At 60.4% G+C, this 16,965-nt stretch carries 12 protein-coding genes; 5 read left to right on the top strand and 7 right to left on the bottom strand.

Translation table 11 applies throughout. The annotated features are described in order from the left end of the window. Nucleotides 1-64 precede the first annotated feature (64 nt). Nucleotides 65-1,135: a tRNA preQ1(34) S-adenosylmethionine ribosyltransferase-isomerase QueA gene (queA, locus tag HFD97_RS00550; protein WP_009091763.1), complete on the bottom strand. Its 1,071-nt coding sequence runs from the start codon at nucleotides 1,133-1,135 to the stop codon at nucleotides 65-67. Between the two features lie 103 nt (nucleotides 1,136-1,238). On the opposite strand from queA, the gene HFD97_RS00545 reads away from it, so the two are divergent. From HFD97_RS00545 to HFD97_RS00535, 3 genes are all read left to right on the top strand, one after another. Further along, the gene (locus tag HFD97_RS00545) at nucleotides 1,239-1,820 is read left to right on the top strand and encodes an ACP phosphodiesterase (protein WP_111208103.1); all 582 of its coding nucleotides are present in this window, start codon (nucleotides 1,239-1,241) and stop codon (nucleotides 1,818-1,820) included. A gap of 207 nt (nucleotides 1,821-2,027) precedes the next feature. Continuing rightward, the gene (locus HFD97_RS00540; protein ID WP_167431173.1) at nucleotides 2,028-2,840 is read left to right on the top strand and encodes an inositol monophosphatase; all 813 of its coding nucleotides are present in this window, start codon (nucleotides 2,028-2,030) and stop codon (nucleotides 2,838-2,840) included. Then, on the top strand, nucleotides 2,841-4,097 hold the full coding sequence (locus HFD97_RS00535; protein ID WP_167431174.1) for a histidine-type phosphatase: 1,257 nt from the start codon (nucleotides 2,841-2,843) through the stop codon (nucleotides 4,095-4,097). It begins immediately after the preceding gene. Nucleotides 4,098-4,489: 392 nt separating this feature from the next. Here HFD97_RS00535 and proY read toward each other — a convergent pair whose 3' ends face one another. The 6 genes from proY to phoB form a co-directional block, all read right to left on the bottom strand. Further along, a complete protein-coding gene (gene proY, locus HFD97_RS00530; protein ID WP_009091770.1) occupies nucleotides 4,490-5,842 on the bottom strand; it encodes a proline-specific permease ProY in 1,353 nt (450 codons plus the stop codon). 70 nt (nucleotides 5,843-5,912) lie between these two features. Then, nucleotides 5,913-7,232 (bottom strand): branched-chain amino acid transporter carrier protein BrnQ, encoded by a 1,320-nt coding sequence (gene brnQ / locus HFD97_RS00525; protein WP_009091772.1) that lies wholly within the window; start codon nucleotides 7,230-7,232, stop codon nucleotides 5,913-5,915. Nucleotides 7,233-7,624: 392 nt separating this feature from the next. After that, on the bottom strand, nucleotides 7,625-8,731 hold the full coding sequence (locus tag HFD97_RS00520) for a cobalamin-independent methionine synthase II family protein (RefSeq protein ID WP_167431175.1): 1,107 nt from the start codon (nucleotides 8,729-8,731) through the stop codon (nucleotides 7,625-7,627). Between the two features lie 164 nt (nucleotides 8,732-8,895). Then, nucleotides 8,896-9,816, bottom strand: a complete 921-nt coding sequence (locus HFD97_RS00515) for a PstS family phosphate ABC transporter substrate-binding protein (protein WP_167431176.1) — start codon at nucleotides 9,814-9,816, stop codon at nucleotides 8,896-8,898. 19 nt (nucleotides 9,817-9,835) lie between these two features. Then, the gene (gene phoR / locus HFD97_RS00510; protein WP_009091779.1) at nucleotides 9,836-11,149 is read right to left on the bottom strand and encodes a phosphate regulon sensor histidine kinase PhoR; all 1,314 of its coding nucleotides are present in this window, start codon (nucleotides 11,147-11,149) and stop codon (nucleotides 9,836-9,838) included. Between the two features lie 14 nt (nucleotides 11,150-11,163). Then, complete coding sequence (gene phoB / locus HFD97_RS00505; RefSeq protein ID WP_009091780.1) at nucleotides 11,164-11,853, bottom strand: phosphate response regulator transcription factor PhoB; 690 nt, start codon at nucleotides 11,851-11,853, stop codon at nucleotides 11,164-11,166. Nucleotides 11,854-12,050: 197 nt separating this feature from the next. On the opposite strand from phoB, the gene sbcD reads away from it, so the two are divergent. Further along, nucleotides 12,051-13,247 carry an exonuclease subunit SbcD gene (gene sbcD, locus HFD97_RS00500; RefSeq protein WP_167431177.1) on the top strand — a complete coding sequence of 399 codons (1,197 nt, stop codon included), beginning with the start codon at nucleotides 12,051-12,053 and terminating at the stop codon, nucleotides 13,245-13,247. Continuing rightward, nucleotides 13,244-16,918, top strand: a complete 3,675-nt coding sequence (locus HFD97_RS00495; RefSeq protein ID WP_167431178.1) for an AAA family ATPase — start codon at nucleotides 13,244-13,246, stop codon at nucleotides 16,916-16,918. The genes sbcD and HFD97_RS00495 overlap by 4 nt, the downstream gene beginning before the upstream one ends. Nucleotides 16,919-16,965: the final 47 nt, after the last annotated feature.

The raw sequence follows: 16,965 nt of genomic DNA, 5'->3' as shown, positions 1-16,965 counted from the left end.
GAAACAGTCCGATGCAGATAGCCTTCTGTCACGCAGAGCGCGATTCCGGCTATCGGTTGATAAATCAGTCGCCCACTTTTTCCAGCGGCGCCTGCGGATTTTTGCTGATAAACATCGCGTCGCCATAACTGAAGAAACGATATTGCTCAGCCACGGCTGCGCGGTACGCGGCCATGGTGTGCTGATACCCGGCGAAGGCCGAGACCAGCATAATCAGGGTCGATTCAGGCAGATGGAAGTTGGTGATGAGCGCGTCGATCACCTGATACTCATAGCCCGGATAGATAAAAATCTGGGTATCGTCGAAGAATGGCGCGATCAGGGCATCCTGGCTCGCTTTGGCTGCGCTCTCCAGCGACCGGACGGAGGTGGTGCCCACCGCAACCACCTTATTGCCGCGCGCCTTGCAGGCCAGCACCGCATCAACCACCTCCTGCGGTACTTCGGCATATTCCGCGTGCATGTGATGCTCTTCAATGGTTTCGACACGCACCGGCTGGAAGGTTCCCGCCCCGACATGCAGCGTCACAAACGCCATCTCAATGCCCTTCTCTTTCAGCGCCTGCAACAGCGGCTCATCAAAATGCAGACCGGCTGTGGGTGCCGCGACGGCCCCCGGACGGGCGCTGTAGACGGTCTGATAAAGCTCGCGGTCGGCCTCTTCGTCCGGCCGATCGATATAGGGCGGCAGAGGCATATGGCCCACGCTGTTCAGGATATCGAGCACCGCGCGCTCATCATCAAATTCAATCTCAAACAGCGCATCGTGGCGGGCCACCATGGTCGCTTTCACGCTCTCATCTTCGCCCAGCAGCAGCGCTGCACCCGGCTTCGGCGCTTTTGAGGCGCGCACATGTGCCAGCACACGCTTGTCGTCGAGCATCCGCTCGACCAGCATCTCGATTTTGCCGCCGCTGGCTTTGCGGCCAAAGACGCGCGCCGGGATCACACGGGTATTGTTGAACACCAGCAGATCGCCTGGATTCAGCTTATCCAGCACGTCGGTAAAGACCCCGTGCGTCAGTGCGCCGCTGGGACCGTCGAGCGACAGCAGACGGCAGCCGCTGCGCTGCGCCTGGGGATAGTGAGCAATCAGGGATTCGGGCAATTCAAAAGCAAAATCGGCGACACGCATTGAAGTGTTCTTTCTCAGGCAAAAACAGGCGGCACAGTTTAGCGGAAAATCGACCAATTCTGAACAGCTGGCTGCGCAAAGGCAGTTCAGCCTATAATGCGGCATGAACTTTCTTGCTCATCTCCATCTGGCTCAGCTGGCCGACAGCTCCCTGCTCGGCAATCTAATGGCTGACTTTGTGCGGGGTAACCCGCACCAGCACTGGTCTGCGCCTGTCGCAGACGGCATTCTCATGCACCGGCGTCTTGACGTCATGACCGACACGCTGCCGGAAGTGCGCAGCGCCCGTCAGCTGTTCCGTGCTGAAACCTATCGCGTGGCCCCGATTACGCTGGACGTCATCTGGGACCATTTTCTGGCCCGTCACTGGCAGCAGTTCATGCCCGGCCAGACGCTGGCGCAGTTTTCTGCCGCCGCCGAGCGCGAAATCGTGCCGCACCTCGCGGAGACGCCGGTCGATTTTCAGGAACTTAACGCGGTGATGTGGCGCGAGCGCTGGTTTGAGCATTATGCCCAGCCCGCGCGGCTGGAGCGGGTTCTCCACGGCATGGCCAGCCGCCGTCCGCGTCTGGCGGCACTGCGCGACTCCTATCAGGATTTCACTGAACACTACGATCAGCTGGAAGCGCTGTTTTTTGTTTTTTATCCGCGTTTAATGGCGCTGGCGACCAGCCGCACCCTGTAAAACCCGATCCTCTGCTGCCGCGCCGGGCGGGCGCAGGCGCCTGCCCGCTGAAAAAGCCCGTCGTCCGCCCCTGCGCCATCTTGCCATTGCCCGCTAACTGCGGCTTAATGAAGCCTTTCTTAACAATAGTTACGTTAACAGCACAGCCAGACCGCCTGTTCAGGCGCGCCTTCCGTTCGTTATGGCACAAAATCATAAGAGGAAAAGATGTCATCCGCTTCGCAATCTGAAATTGACGCGCGTTACCGTTACGCCTGCGACATCGCCCGTGCGGCGGGCAGCCGGGCCCTGTCATGGTATCAGCAGCGTCAGACACTGGTGGTGGAACACAAAAGGGATTTACAGGATGTGGTGAGCGAGGCTGACCGCAACGTGGAAGCGCTGCTTAAAACATTAATCGCTGAACGTTTTCCTGACGATGCCGTCTATGGCGAAGAGAGCGGTGGCGAGGTTCAGGGCGCCCCTTTTGTCTGGGTCATCGATCCCATCGACGGCACCGCCTGCTTCGTCAACGGCCTGCCTAACTGGTGCGTGTCGCTGGCGGTGGTCTGCGAGGGCGAACCGGTGATCGGCGTGATCTGCGACCCCAATCATCAGGAGCTGTTTCATGCCCGCAAAAACCATGGGGCGTGGCTTAACGAAAGCCGCCTGCAGGTCCATGCGGCAGAGCGGCTTAACGAGGGACTGCTGGGTATCAGCAACTCCAGCCGCAACGGCGGCGAAAGCGTCTCGCGCCTCATCACCGGCCTGATTGAGCAGGGTGGCATGTTTATTCGGGTGGGGTCCGGCGCGCTGACCAGCGCTTGGGCTGCTGCTGGACGCCTGATAGGCTATTACGAAGCGCACATGCATCCCTGGGATAGTCTGCCGGGCATTGTCCTGATGCGCGAAGCGGGCGGCGTCACCAACGACTACCTGCGTAACGACGGGCTGAAAAACGGTAATCCGGTTCTGCTGGCCAATGCGGCCCTCTATCCACAGATTAAAGCGCTGACGGGTAATCCCGCTCTGGATGAGTAGATGATCCGGTTACGGCTGCGTCGGTGCGCGCTTATTCTCGCCGCTCTCTGTCTGCTGAGCACGACGTCACAGGCGGCTGAGTATCAGCTGGAGAAGGTGGTCGAGCTGAGCCGCCACGGCGTGCGACCACCGACGCCGGGAAACCGCAAAGAGATTGAGGCGGCCAGTGCGCAATCCTGGACGGTGTGGACCACCGCCGATGGGGAGCTGACCGGACATGGCTACAGCGCGGTCGTGAATAAGGGCCGCTGGCAGGGCGATCACTATCGCCAGCTCGGCCTGCTGGCGGCGGGCTGCCCCGATGCGGCGCAGGTCTATGTGCGGGCCAGTCCGTTGCAGCGCACCCGCGCCACCGCGGCGGCACTGACTGACGGCGCCTTTCCCGGCTGCGGCGTGCCGGTGCATCACGTCGCGGGCGAGGTCGATCCCCTGTTTCAGAGCGACAAACTGCCGCTCACCCACATCGATCCCGCCCGGGCGCTGGCGGCTAAGCAGCAGAAGGCAGGCGATCTGGCACAGCGGCAAAAGCAGCTGCAACCGGCAATTCAGCAGCTCAGAGCGGCGGTCTGCCCGCCTGCGTCCCGCTGCACGTTCTTCGATCGCCCCTGGCAGTTCAGACAGACCCGCAACGGCGGCAGTTACGTTGAGGGGCTGAGCGCGATGGCCAGCATGGTGGAGACGCTGCGCCTGGGCTACAGCGAAAATCTGCCGTCTGATCAGCTCGCCTGGGGACACATCACCTCGGCGGCGCAGATCACCTCGCTGCTGCCACTGCTGACCGCAAACTACGACCTCAGTAACGATATCCTTTATCTGGCCCAGCGGCGTGGCTCGATCCTGCTCAGCACAATGCTGCAGGCGATTGGCTCCGACACGTCGCCGACCCGCTGGTTAATTCTGGTGGCGCATGACACCAATATTGCCATGGTCCGCACGCTGATGGGCTTTGACTGGACGTTGCCAGGCTATTCACGCGGGAATATTCCGCCGGGCGGCAGTCTGGTGCTGGAGCGCTGGCGCGACACGCAAAGCGGGGAACGTTTTTTGCAGATCTACTTTCAGGCGCAAAGCCTGGATGATCTCCGCCGGCTGCAGCCGGTTGATGAAAAACACCCGTTATTACATCAGGCGTGGCATCAGCCTGGCTGCAGGGATACCAGTGTGGGCCTGCTCTGCCCTTATCAATCCACGCTGACACACCTGCAGAAAAACATCGACAACAGCGCTACGCTGCCGGTTTCCGTTATATTGCCCTGAGTCTGTGGCTAATCATATTCAGGCCGCAACAAAAACGCGGTCTGAATAATGTTAATCCCTGTTAATTAGCGTTATTCCGCCCTTTTCTTAATTGAATCCGGCTGGCTTTCAGCGCCCCGCGTTTTGTTTTACGATAGCCCCGTCAATCATCCCTTTATACATTTTTTCCTGTAATATTTAGATTCTTTCGGCGACTGGTTTCGCCGTTTTTTATTTCCTTTTACCCTCCCCTTCTCTGGCCATTCAGGCCTGTCTGACGCCGTCTGCCGGGAAATACTTTTATTCTGCGCTGACTGCGCATCCTTTGAGAAATTAAGGCGGGAGGAAAAGAGAATGAAGGCGGGAGATTGCCGGTTCTGCTCCCCCGTGAATCGGGAGAGCAGAACGGAAGATTAGCGTGGCTTGCGCACCAGCTTATAGCCCAGCAGCAGCAGCACAATCCACACCATACCCACGTAGAGTGAAATGCGGGTATCGGGGAAATAACCAATCAGGCCGATAATAAAGCAGAGGAAGGCGACGCCGACGCCAGCGGTCCAGCTGCCGCCCGGCAAGGCGAACAGCAGCTTACCGGCCGCCTCTTTGCCAATTTTGCGGCGGAACGCGATCTGCGACAGCAGGATCATGATCCAGACCCACACCGTAGCAAAGGTCGCCAGCGAGGCGATCACCAGGAAGACTTTCTCTGGCATCAGGTAGTTGAGATAGACCGCGATCAGCATGGCGAACATCATCACCACGACCGTCACCCACGGAATGCCGCGTGCGGAAACCTTCATGAAGACCTTCGGCGCATGGCCCTGCTGCGCCATGCCGTGCAGCATACGGCCCACGCCAAAGACATCGCTGTTAATCGCGGAAAGTGACGCGGTCAGCACCACGAAGTTGAGAATCGAGGCGGCTGCAGCGATCCCCAGATGCTGGAAGGTCAGCACAAACGGGCTGCCCGACGTCCCCACCTGGTTCCACGGGTAGATCGACATAATCACAAACAGTGTGCCGACGTAAAAGACCAGAATGCGCCATGGCACCGAGTTGATTGCGCGCGGAATCGACTTCTCCGGCTCTTTCGCTTCCCCGGCGGTGATGCCGATGATTTCGATGCCGCCGTAGGCGAACATCACCATCTGCAGCGACAGCAGCATGCCGACCACGCCGTGAGCGAAGAAGCCGCCGTTGGTCCAGAGGTTATGGATACCGGTTGGCTGGCCGCCGTTGCCAATCCCCCAGATAATCATGCCGAAACCGGCCAGAATCATCACGATAATGGTGGCGACCTTGAAGAAGGAGAACCAGAACTCCACCTCGCCAAACACCCTGACGCTCATCAGGTTAACCGCCCCGATGATCAGCACCACGCTCAGCACCCAGATCCAGTGCGGCACCTCCGGGAACCAGACGCCCATATAGATGCCAAACGCCGTCACATCGGCAATCGCCACAATCAGGATTTCAAAACAGTAGGTCCAGCCGGTGATGTATCCGGCCATCGGCCCCAGGTAGTCCTGGGCGTAACGGGAGAAGGAGCTGGCCTGAGGATTATTGACCGACATCTCACCCAGCGCGCGCATGATGATGTAAGCCACTGCCCCGCCGATGATATAGGCGAGCAGCACGCTCGGCCCGGCCATTTTAATCGCGTCAGCGGAACCGTAAAAGAGCCCGGTGCCAATCGCCGATCCCAGCGCCATAAAGCGGATGTGGCGCGTGCTCAGTCCGCGTTTGAGCTTATTGGTTTCTTGCATAACAACCTGTACCTGTGAAATGAAAAAACCACGGGCAAGCCCGTGGTTAAAGAAAAAACCGTGCTGACTGTTACGAGTGAGCCGTCACCTGTTCAGGCCCTTTCACCCGATCAACCACAGCGGCAATCAACAGCATCACCAGCGACGGCGGCAGCCAGGCGAGACCCTGGTCGGCCAGCGGCAGATGCTGGCTGAAAGCCGGCAGCAAATCTTTAAACCCGGTCGTTTTAATCGCATCGACAATACCAAACAGCAGGCTTACCAGCATTGCAGGCGCGATAATCCGGCTGCTCTTGTTCCACCAGTTGAGGGTGAAACTCAGCACCACCAGCACGATACAGGGCGGATAGATCGCCGTCAGTACCGGGATGGAGATCTGAATCAGGTGGCTCAGGCCGAGATTCGACACCACCATAGAGAACAGACCCAGAATAAACACCAGCGTTTTATACGATAACGGCAGGTATTGCGCAAAAAATTCCGCACAGGCACAGGTCAGGCCCACCGCGGTCACCATGCAGGCGACGAAGATCAAAGCGGCCAGGAAGAAGCTGCCCATGTTGCCAAAGGTGTGCTGAACATAGGCGTGCAGAATCGCTGCGCCGTTAGCGTTTTGATCCACCAGCGCGCCGCTGCCCGCCCCCAGTTTAAACAGGCAGAGGTAGACCAGCGTCAGGCCCAGACCGGCAATCAGTCCTGCCAGTACGGTATAGCGGGTCAGCAGTGCGGCATTGTCCACGCCACGCGAACGGGCGGCGTTAACAATCACGATGCCAAACACCAGCGCGCCCAGGGTATCCATGGTCAGGTAACCGTTAACGAAACCGCTGGAGAAGGCCGCACGCTGATAATCAGCCGTAGCCGTGATCGTCCCGCCTGCCGGCCACAACAGCGCGGCGACGCCCAGTATGGTCAGCGCAACGATTTTCAGGGGGGCCAGGAAGTGCCCTACCGTGTCGAGCAGCTTGCCGGGATAGAGCGACACGCCAATCACCAGCACAAAGTAGATCAGGCTGTAGATAAACAGCGGCAGCGCGCCTTCACCGGTCAGGGGGGCGATGCCCATCTCAAACGAGACCGTCGCAGTTCGCGGGGTGGCAAACAGCGGCCCGACCGCCAGATAGCAGACGGTGGCCAGCACGATGCCCGCCACCTTGCCGATCGGGCTGCTGAGCGCATCCACGCCGCCGCCGACACGGGCCAGCGCGATCACGGTCATCACGGGCAGACCGACAGCGGTAAGCAGAAATCCGATGGCTGCAGTCCAGACGTGTTCGCCAGACTGAATACCCACCATAGGAGGGAAAATGATGTTGCCCGCGCCAACAAACAGGGCGAATGTCATAAAGCCCAGCGCGAGAATGTCCTTCGAAGTTAAACGATGTGTCATACGGCCTGTCACTGATGTTGCGGTGGAAGTTGGGTTTGTGTTGTCCCCCTCGCTGCATATAAGCCGCGACCTGACTGAGTGTCTCAGCGCATTATGCTCGTCGCAGGGAAAAGTGCAGGTGATTTGAGCTGCTTTTATTCTGTTCACAGAGGGATGGATCGACAACGGCGCTAAGTAAAACGTTTATAGCGGAGAAAGGCAATACGGGATCGGAAAACCAGAAGCTTATCCCGCCATTTTTTCGAATGACAGAGGATAGCGTTGATTTTTGGCACAGGCACACAAGATGATGTGCCTGAAAAACAGACAGACGGTGGGAAATATCCGCATAAACGCACCGGCAGATACACAAAAGGCGCGTTTTACGCGCCTGTCTGCACAACGTTACAGCCTTACCAGACCTGTTTCGCGATATCGACAACCAGTCGAATCTTCTGCCACTGCTCGGCTTCGCTGAGGCTGTTGCCCTCTTCGGTCGACGCAAAGCCGCACTGCGGACTGAGGCAGATCTGCTCCAGACTCACAAACTGCGCCGCCTCTTCCAGCCGGGATTTCACCTGCGCCGGATCTTCCAGCTCTCCCACTTTCGTGGTGATCAGCCCCAGCACCACCTGCTGATGACCGGGCTTGATAAAGCGCAGGGGCTCGAAGCCACCGGAACGGGCATTGTCATACTCCAGGAAGAAAGCATCTACGTTGACGCTGCCGAACAGGATCTCAGCGACCGGTCCGTAACCGCCCTCTGAGATCCAGGTTGAGCGGAAATTACCGCGACAGACATGCAGACCCACGGTCAGATCGGCCGGTTTATCCTCCAGCGCTTTGTTCAGCACCCGGGCATAGGTCTGCGCCAGCTGCGCCGGATCGTCACCACGCGCCCGGATATCCCGCTTCTGATCTTCCGAGCAGAGGTAAGCCCAGACGGTGTCATCCAGCTGCAGATAGCGACAGCCCGCCGCGTAAAACGCCTGAATCGCCTGTTTGTAGGTCTGCGCCAGATCGTCGAAATAGTCCGCCAGATCGGGATAGACCTCCGCGTCGATCACTTTGCGACCGCCACGGAAGTGCAGCACGCTGGGGCTGGGAATGGTCATCTTCGGCACCGCATCACCGGCAATGCTCTGCAGGAAGCGGAAATGGTCCAGCATTGGGTGATCGGCCGGAAAGCCGAGCTTGCTCACCACTTTCACACCGTGCGCTTTGGTCTGCACGCCATTGAACTGAATGCCCTGCTCCGCTTCATAGCTCTCGACGCCGTCCAGGCCGTAGAAAAAATCGAAGTGCCACCAGCCGCGACGAAACTCACCGTCAGTCACGACTTTCAGGCCGTTCTCACGCTGCTTAGCCACCACATCACGGATGGCCGCATCTTCGACCTGACGCAGCGCTGCCGCATCAATCTCGCCGGCCGCAAACTGTTCGCGCGCCTGTTTAATCGCGGCGGGACGGAGGAAGCTGCCAACGGTATCGGCACGGAACGGGGCGGTTTCTCTTTGCATGATCACTCCTGTCTCTCCTGCCAATCATTGCGGCAGGAAATTATTGCATTCTGATATAAATAGCCATCTGGATGGCTATATGTCTGAATGCAGAGTGACATGAGTGGCCTCAGTCTGCAACTGAAGAAAATTCAGCGATGATGAAAAAAATTCAACTTAGAGGATTACTGCAGGGCTGCACGCGCCTGCGCCATCTGCGCGTCAGAGAGCGGCAGGTAGCCCGCTTCACTGACCCGACGCTGTCCCTGCGCGGAAAGCACCTGCTGCAGAAACGCGGCCACCAGCGGCGGCAACGGCTTTCCGGACGCTTTATTGACATAGAGATAGAGCGGACGCGCCCAGGGATAGCGGCCACTGCGGATAGCCTCCGCATCCGGGGCAATCGCCTGCCCCTGATCGTTCATCACCGCCAGCATTTTGACGCCGCTGAGATGAAAGCCAAAACTGGCGTAGCCAATGCTGCGCGGGTTCCCGGCCACCGCCTGCACCACCGCAGCCGAGCCGGGAAACTCCGCCACGTCGCGGCGAAAATCGCCCTTGCAGAGCGCCTGCTGCTTGAAGAAACCCCAGGTGCCGGAGGCGGAGTTGCGGCCATAGCGCTGAATCGGCCGTTTACGCCACTCAGCGCCGGTTAAGCCAAGATCGCCCCAGAACCGCGGCACGCTGTGTGCACCGCACAGGCGGGTCACTGAAAAAAGGGCATCAAGCTGCGAGGGCGCAATCTGTTGCAGCGGATTGCGCTGGTTGACCACGACGACCAGCGCATCCATGGCCACCGGCACCGCCAGCGGCGGGTAGCCGTAGCGCGCTTCAAACGCCTGGCGTTCATCCGCCTGCATTGGACGGCTCATCGGGCCGAGTTGCGCCGCCCCCGCCGCCAGCGCGGTCGGGGCCGTAGAGGAGCCGGAGGCCTGCACCTGCACGTTAACGCCCGGAGCCTGGCGGCTGAAATCCTCGCTCCAGAGGGTCATCAGATAGCCCAGCGTATCAGACCCGACACTGCTGAGATTGCCGGCGAGCGTGCCGGGCTGAGCCAGCGCCAGACCCGGCAGCAGCGTAATGAGGAAGAGAAGAAGCAGGCGCATGGCAGAGTTCCGGCAGCGGTTAATGAACGGCATTCTCCTGCATCACGCTGCTGACAATCAACCTTGCCGGCAGCGTAAAGGTAAAGCAGGTCTCCTTATGCGGCACGCTGGTGATATCGAGCCGCGCGTTGTGGTGGCTCAGGGCATGTTTCACAATCGCCAGCCCCAGTCCGCTGCCACCGGTGGCGCGTGAGCGCGCCTTGTCAACCCGGTAGAAGCGCTCGGTCAGCCGCGGGATGTGTTCCGGCGCGATCCCCGGCCCGTTGTCACAGACCCGGAAAATCGCGCCCTGTTTGCCGCGCAGCCAGCTGATATCGATCCGCGTGCCCTCTGGCGTGTGGTTCACCGCGTTGTAAACCAGATTGGAGATGGCGCTGCGCAGCTGTTCATCGTTGCCGAACACTTTCAGATGGGGATCGGTGTGGAAATGGATGTCGTGGCGGCCGCCGCTCAGCGTCGCGGCTTCATGCTGCAGCAGTTTCAGCATCACCGGCACATCGACCTTCTCTTTCAGGTCGATCGCCGGGGCCGCTTCGATGCGCGACAGCGTCAGCAGCTGCTTAACCAGACTGTCCATGCGGCGCGTCTGCTCCGACATGGTGTGCAGCGCTTTGCTGCGCGAAGGTTCGCTCATCACCGAGTCGTTCATCATCTCCAGATAGCCCTGCAGCACCGTAAGCGGGGTGCGCAGCTCATGACTGACATTGGCAAAGAAGTTGCGGCGCGCCCCTTCCAGCTGATGCATCTGCGTCACATCGCGCGCCACCAGCAGCCACTGCCCTTCACTGTAGGGCATAACGCGAAATTCCATGTGCAGTTTATTGTTCAGCACCAGCGTCAGGGGTTTATCAAAATCGCGCTGGCGAAGATAGCGGGAGAATTCGGGGTAACGCAGCAGGTTGAGGATATTCTGGCCATTATCTTCCGGCCAGCGCAGGCCAAGGTGCTGCTGCGCCAGTCCGTTGCACCAGAAAATGGTGCCCTCTTCGGTGGTGAGGATCACCGCATCCGGCAGCGATTCGGCACCGCTGCGGAAACGCTTGATCAGATTGCCCAGTTCGCGCCGCCGCCGCCGGTTGCGCAGCTGCATCTGGTAAAGCCCATAGAAGAGCGGCTCCCAGCTGGCACGCCCGGCAGGGGGCGTCATGGTGCGGTCGAGCCACAGCCAGTGTGACAGCCGCATCAGATTATGAAAATGCCACAGCAGCACCAGCAGCACGCTCAGCAGCAGCCACCATGCCAGCCCGCCAAACAGCAGGCCAGGCAGCAGCGCGGGCAGACAGGCCAGCAGCAGTTCTGTCAGTAATCTCTTCCAGGAGAGGCGTTCCAGCACGGTAAAGGCTCCGTTCAGTAGCGGGCAGAGAAACGATACCCTGTTCCGCGAACGGTTTGTACCATGCGATCGTGGCCGGAGATCTCCAGCGCTTTACGTAAACGACGGATGTGAACATCAACGGTGCGATCTTCCACATACACATTGGTGCCCCAGACGTGGTTCAGCAGCTGTTCGCGGCTGTAAACGCGCTCCGGGTGCGTCATAAAGAAGTGCAGCAGCTTATATTCGGTCGGGCCCATCTCCAGCGGCGTGGTTTCGGACATCACGCGATGCGACGAGGGGTCCAGACTCAGCCCCTGCATCTCGATCACCTCTTCCACCGCCATTGGTGAAATACGGCGCATCACCGCTTTAATGCGCGCCATCAGCTCTTTGGGGGAAAAAGGCTTGGTAATGTAGTCATCCGCGCCCACTTCCAGCCCGCGCACCCGATCTTCCTCCTCGCCACGGGCGGTCAGCATCATGACCGGAATGTCGCGCGTCATCGCCTCACGCTTCAGGTGTTTGATAAACTGAATGCCGCTGCCGCCCGGTAACATCCAGTCCAGCAGAATCAGATCGGGCCAGGGTTCGATCAGCCTGGCCACGGCGCTGTCATAATCTTCCGCCTCGATTGGCTGATAGTCGTTCTGCTCCAGAACAAAACACAACATTTCACGGATGGGGGCTTCATCCTCCACAACCAAAATGCGCTTAGCCATTATTTCTCCTGCTGATTATGACGGCTGTCACTGAGATTCGCGGCGCCATTATGCGTCAGATTTGTGACACTTTTATGAAAAACATAACCTGCCTGTAACCACATAGGTAATCAATTATGACAGTGCAGCGACTCTTTTTTGCTTTGGCCGCAGAGCCAGTATAATCGCCGGGCGAATCACAACGGCAGGGACTCATCATGCGCATTATTCACACTGCGGACTGGCATCTGGGGCAGTTCTTCTACAACAAAAGCCGGGCGGCCGAACATCAGGCGTTTCTCGACTGGCTGTTGATCCAGATCGAACAGCATCAGGTGGATGCGCTGATTATCGCGGGCGATCTGTTTGATACCGGCACGCCGCCCAGCTACGCGCGCGAAATGTTCAACCGGTTTGTGGTGGCGCTGCAGCCCAGCGGCTGTCAGCTGATTGTGCTGGCGGGCAACCACGACTCCGTGGCGACGCTGAATGAGTCGCGCGAGCTGCTCGCCTGTCTCAATACCCGGGTGATCGCCACCCCGCAGGACGATGATGTGCTGCTGCTCAACACCCGTCAGGGTGAACCGGGGGCGCTGCTCTGTGCGATTCCCTACCTGCGCCCGCGCGACATCCTGCGCAGCCGGGCGGGTCAGTCGGGACGCGACAAACAGACCTCGCTGCTGGAGGCGATCGCTCACCACTATCAGCAGCGTTTCGCCGCAGCGCAGGCACTGGGCCATGCGCTGCCGGTGATCGTCACCGGTCACCTCACCACCGTCGGCGTCAGCCAGAGCGATTCGGTGCGTGACATCTATATCGGCACGCTGGACGCCTTCCCGGCCAGCGCCTTTCCCGCCGCCGACTATATTGCGCTGGGCCATATTCATCGCGCACAGCGCGTCGCCGGCAGCGAGCATATCCGCTACAGCGGCTCACCGATCCCACTGAGTTTTGATGAGCTGAGCAGTGAAAAAAGCGTCTTCCTGCTGGAGCTGACGGCCAGCGGCCTGCAGGCGGTCACCCCGCTGGTGGTGCCGCAGACTCAGCCGATGCAGGCGCTGAAAGGATCGCTGGCGCAGATCGCTGAACAGTTAAACGCCTTCAGCGGGCAGCAGCCGGAGAAACCGATCTGGCTCGATATCGAAGTGACGACCCAGGAGTACCTCAGCGATCTGCAACGCCAAGTGGAAACGCTGACCGCCACGCTGCCCGTCGAGGTGCTGCTTTTACGCCGCAGCCGTGAACAGCGGCAGCAGAGCCTGGCGCGGCTTGACAATGAAACCCTGAGCGAGCTGAAGGTGGAAGAGGTCTTCGCCCGCCGGCTGGCGCTGGATGAGGGCTTAGAGGCGGAGCAGATCGATCAGATGACCACCCTGTTTCGTCAGACGCTGGCCGCCATGGAAGAGACCCAATGAAGATCCTTACGCTACGTTTTAAAAATCTGAATGCCCTGCGCGGTGAATGGTTTATCGATTTCCGCGCCGAACCTTTTGCCAGCAACGGCCTGTTCGCCATTACCGGTGCCACCGGTGCCGGGAAAACCACCCTGCTGGACGCCATCTGCCTGGCGCTCTACCACCAGACACCGCGCCTGGGCGCGATCTCCCAGAGCCAGAACCCGCTGATGACCCGCGACTGCGCGGAATGTCTGGCTGAGGTGGAGTTTGAGATTAAGGGTGAGGCCTGGCGCGCCTTCTGGAGTCAGAACCGCGCCCGCGGTGCCGCCGACGGCAAGCTGCAGGCCCCGCGCGTTGAGCTGGCACGCTGCGCCGACAACACCATCGTGGCCGATAAGGTGGGTGACAAGCTGAAGCTGACGGAAACCCTCTCCGGGCTCGATTTTGAACGCTTCACCCGCTCGATGATGCTCTCTCAGGGCCAGTTCGCCGCGTTTCTCAATGCCAGAGCCAGTGAACGCGCCGAACTTCTCGAAGAGCTGACCGGCACCGAAATCTACGGCCTGATCTCAGCCGCCATTTATGAGCGCCACAAAGAGGCGAAAACCCAGCTGGACCTGCTGCGCAGCCAGGCAGGCGCGATGACCCTGCTGGAGAGTGAGGCGCGCGAGGCGCTGCAACGGCAGCTGACCGGGCTGACCCAGGCGGAACAGCAGCTCAGCAGCCACTATCAGCAGGCGCAACAGCAACAGCAGTGGCAGCAACAGGCACAGCAGCTGCAGCGGGAGAGTGAGCAGGCGGAGGCGGCGGTGCAGCAGGCCAGCGCGGCCTTACAGGCCGCTGAGCCCGATCGCCAGCGGCTGGTACGCAGCGAACCGGCTGAAAAACTGCGGGGCGCGCTGCAGCAGCGCGACACCCTGCGTACCGAACAGCAGCAGGTCTCGCATCGCTGTCAGCAGCTGACGGATCAGCAGCAGCAGGCGCAGAGCCAGCATCAGCAGCATCAGCAGCGCTATGCGGCCACCCAGCTTGCCCGCCAGCAGGCACAGCAGGAACAGCAGCAGCAGGAGACCCTGCTGACGGAACAGGTGTTGCCGCTGGATCAGCGCATCAGCGCCCTGCAGCAGCACAATGAGGAGCAGCAGCAGGAAAACGCCCGTCAGCAACAGCATCTTGATCAGACTCAGGCAACCCTGGCGGAGCAGACCCGTCAGGTGACCCGCCTGAAGCAGGCGATGGCTGAACAGCATCAGTTACGTGAGCAGTTGACCGATCTGGCGCACTGGGGGGCTTCGCTGCCGCTGTGGCAGGAGAATTTTGCCCTGCTGGCACAGCGTGAAGCGACGCTGGCGGGACTGACACAACAGCGCAATCAGCAGCAGCAGCAGATCGCCACGCAGCAGGCGGAGCAGCAGCAGCAGGCCCGACAGGCACTGCCGCGCCAGCAGGCGGAGCAACAGGCCCGCCAGGCGCTGTCGCAGGCGGAGCAAGCACTAACTTCGCTTCAGGAGCAGCATCCGCCTGCAGCACTGCGTCAGGCGTTAAGCCAGTTGCAGTGCAGCCGTCCGGCGCGTCAGCAACTGCTGCTGCTCTCAACGCAGTGGCAGCCGCTGCACCAGCAGCTGGATCAGCGCCAGCAAAGGCTACATGCGCTGGAAAAAGCGCATCAGCAGAGTGAAGCGGAATTGCAGACGCTGCGTGAGACGTGGAAACGCGAAAAACAGCAGCTGGATGATGTGGAAAAAATCTGCGCGCTGGAGCAGCAGATTGTCGATCTCAGCGACTACCGCGCCCGGCTCACCGCCGATCAGCCCTGCCCGCTGTGCGGCTCCTGCACCCATCCCGCCGTCGGGGCCTACAGCACACTGGAAGTCAGTGCTAACCAACAGCGCCGGGCTGCGCTGCAACAACAAACCGAGGCACTGCGCGAAGCGGGCACGGCAAAAAACGAACAGCTGAAGCAGTCTGCGGTACAGCAGCAGACGCTGCGCGAGGAAATCGCCGGGATGCAGCAACAGCTTGAGCAGCTTGAGCAGCAATGGCAGGTTCTGAGCGGTGAGCTGGCACTTACTTTCCCGCTTGCCGATCGCGAGACCTTGGCCACGTGGCAGCAGCAGCAAAGCGACCGTGAAAGTCAGCTTGAGCAGCAGCGACAGGCTCAGGAAGCCGCTGAACAGGCGCGTCAGGCTGCGAAAGATCACCATCTTCAGCAGCTACAGGCCTGGCAGCAGCAGCAGCAGGCCGAACAGCTGGCGCAGCAGTCGCTGACCAGCCTGCTACAGGCGCTGGATGTGCTGCAACAGCGCCAACAGCAGGAACAGCAGGCCTGGGAGCAGTTGCAGAGCCGTCTGGAGCAGCAGTTCAGCGCACACCATCTTGCCCTGCCCGCTGCCGCCGATCGCGCTGCGTGGCTGGCGGAGCAACAGCGGCGCTGGCAGCGCTGGCAGGAGAGTGAGCAGTTGCTCGCTAACCTGCAGCCACAGCTGTTGAAAGGGGAAACCCAGCTCACTGCCCTGCAGCAGCAGGCTGAACAGGAACAGCAGCAGCTCACGATTCGTCAGCAGCAGCAGCAGCAGAGCCAGGCGCAGCTCAGCGAAATGCGTCAGCAGCGTCTGGCGCTGTTTGGCGATCGCGAGGTCACCCTCGCCCGTCAGCAGCTGCAGGCCCGCGTTCAGCACGCCGATGAACAGCTGGCACAGCAGCTCACCGCCCTGCAACAGGCGCAGGCCGAGGTCAGTCGCCTGCAGGGTGAGCTGGCGGGGCTGGAAAATCAGCGTCAGACCCTCAGCAGCAAACTGGCAGAGGCGGAAAACACACTGCAGCAGTCACTGGCGCGCGCCGGATTTGCCGATGAAGCCAGCCTGCGCGCGGCGCTGCTGGATGAGCAGAGTGCGCTGCAACTGCGCCAGCAGCTGCAGCAGCTCGATCAGCAGTACCAGCAGCAGCAGGCGCGACGGGCGGATCTGCGTCAGCGGCTCAGCGCCCATCAGCAGGCAAAGCCCGATGCGATGCCGGAATCTGCCGAGGCGCTGGCGCAGCAGCTGGAGCAGTTGCGGCTGGCGCTGCGCGACAACGCCAGCCAGCAGGGTCAGATTCAGCAGCAGCTGCACAGCGACGCCAGCCTGCGTGCCCGGCAGCAGAGTCTGATGACACAGATAGAACAGGATGGGGTGGCGCTGGAGCAGTGGAGCCTGCTCAACGACCTGATCGGCTCCGCCAGCGGCGATAAATTCCGGCGTTTCGCCCAGGGGCTGACGCTGGATCATCTGGTCGCGCTCGCTAACCGTCAGCTCGACCGGCTACACGGCCGCTATCTGCTGCAGCGGCGGGCGCAGGATCAGCTGGAGCTGGATGTGGTTGACACCTGGCAGGCTGACGCCGCGCGCGATACCCGCACCCTGTCGGGCGGGGAGAGCTTCCTGGTCAGTCTGGCGCTGGCCCTGGCGTTATCCGATCTGGTGAGCCACAAAACGCGCATCGAATCGCTGTTTCTGGATGAAGGATTCGGCACGCTGGACGCCCAGACGCTCGACACCGCGCTGGATGCCCTGGATGCGCTCAACGCCAGCGGCAAAACCATCGGGGTGATCAGCCACGTCGAGGCGATGAAGGAGCGTATCCCGGTGCAGATTAAAGTGCGCAAGATGAATGGATTGGGTTACAGCCAGCTGGAGCTGCCCCAGGGATAACGGGCGCGTCAGCCGGGAGGTTAAGCGATGCGCGGCGCTGACATCCG

It is taken from the genome of Pantoea sp. EKM103V (genome assembly GCF_011800365.1).
Classification (GTDB): domain Bacteria; phylum Pseudomonadota; class Gammaproteobacteria; order Enterobacterales; family Enterobacteriaceae; genus Pantoea; species Pantoea anthophila.
The sequence above is the reverse complement of the archived record's forward strand: the minus strand, read 5'-3'. Positions and strand labels throughout refer to the sequence as shown.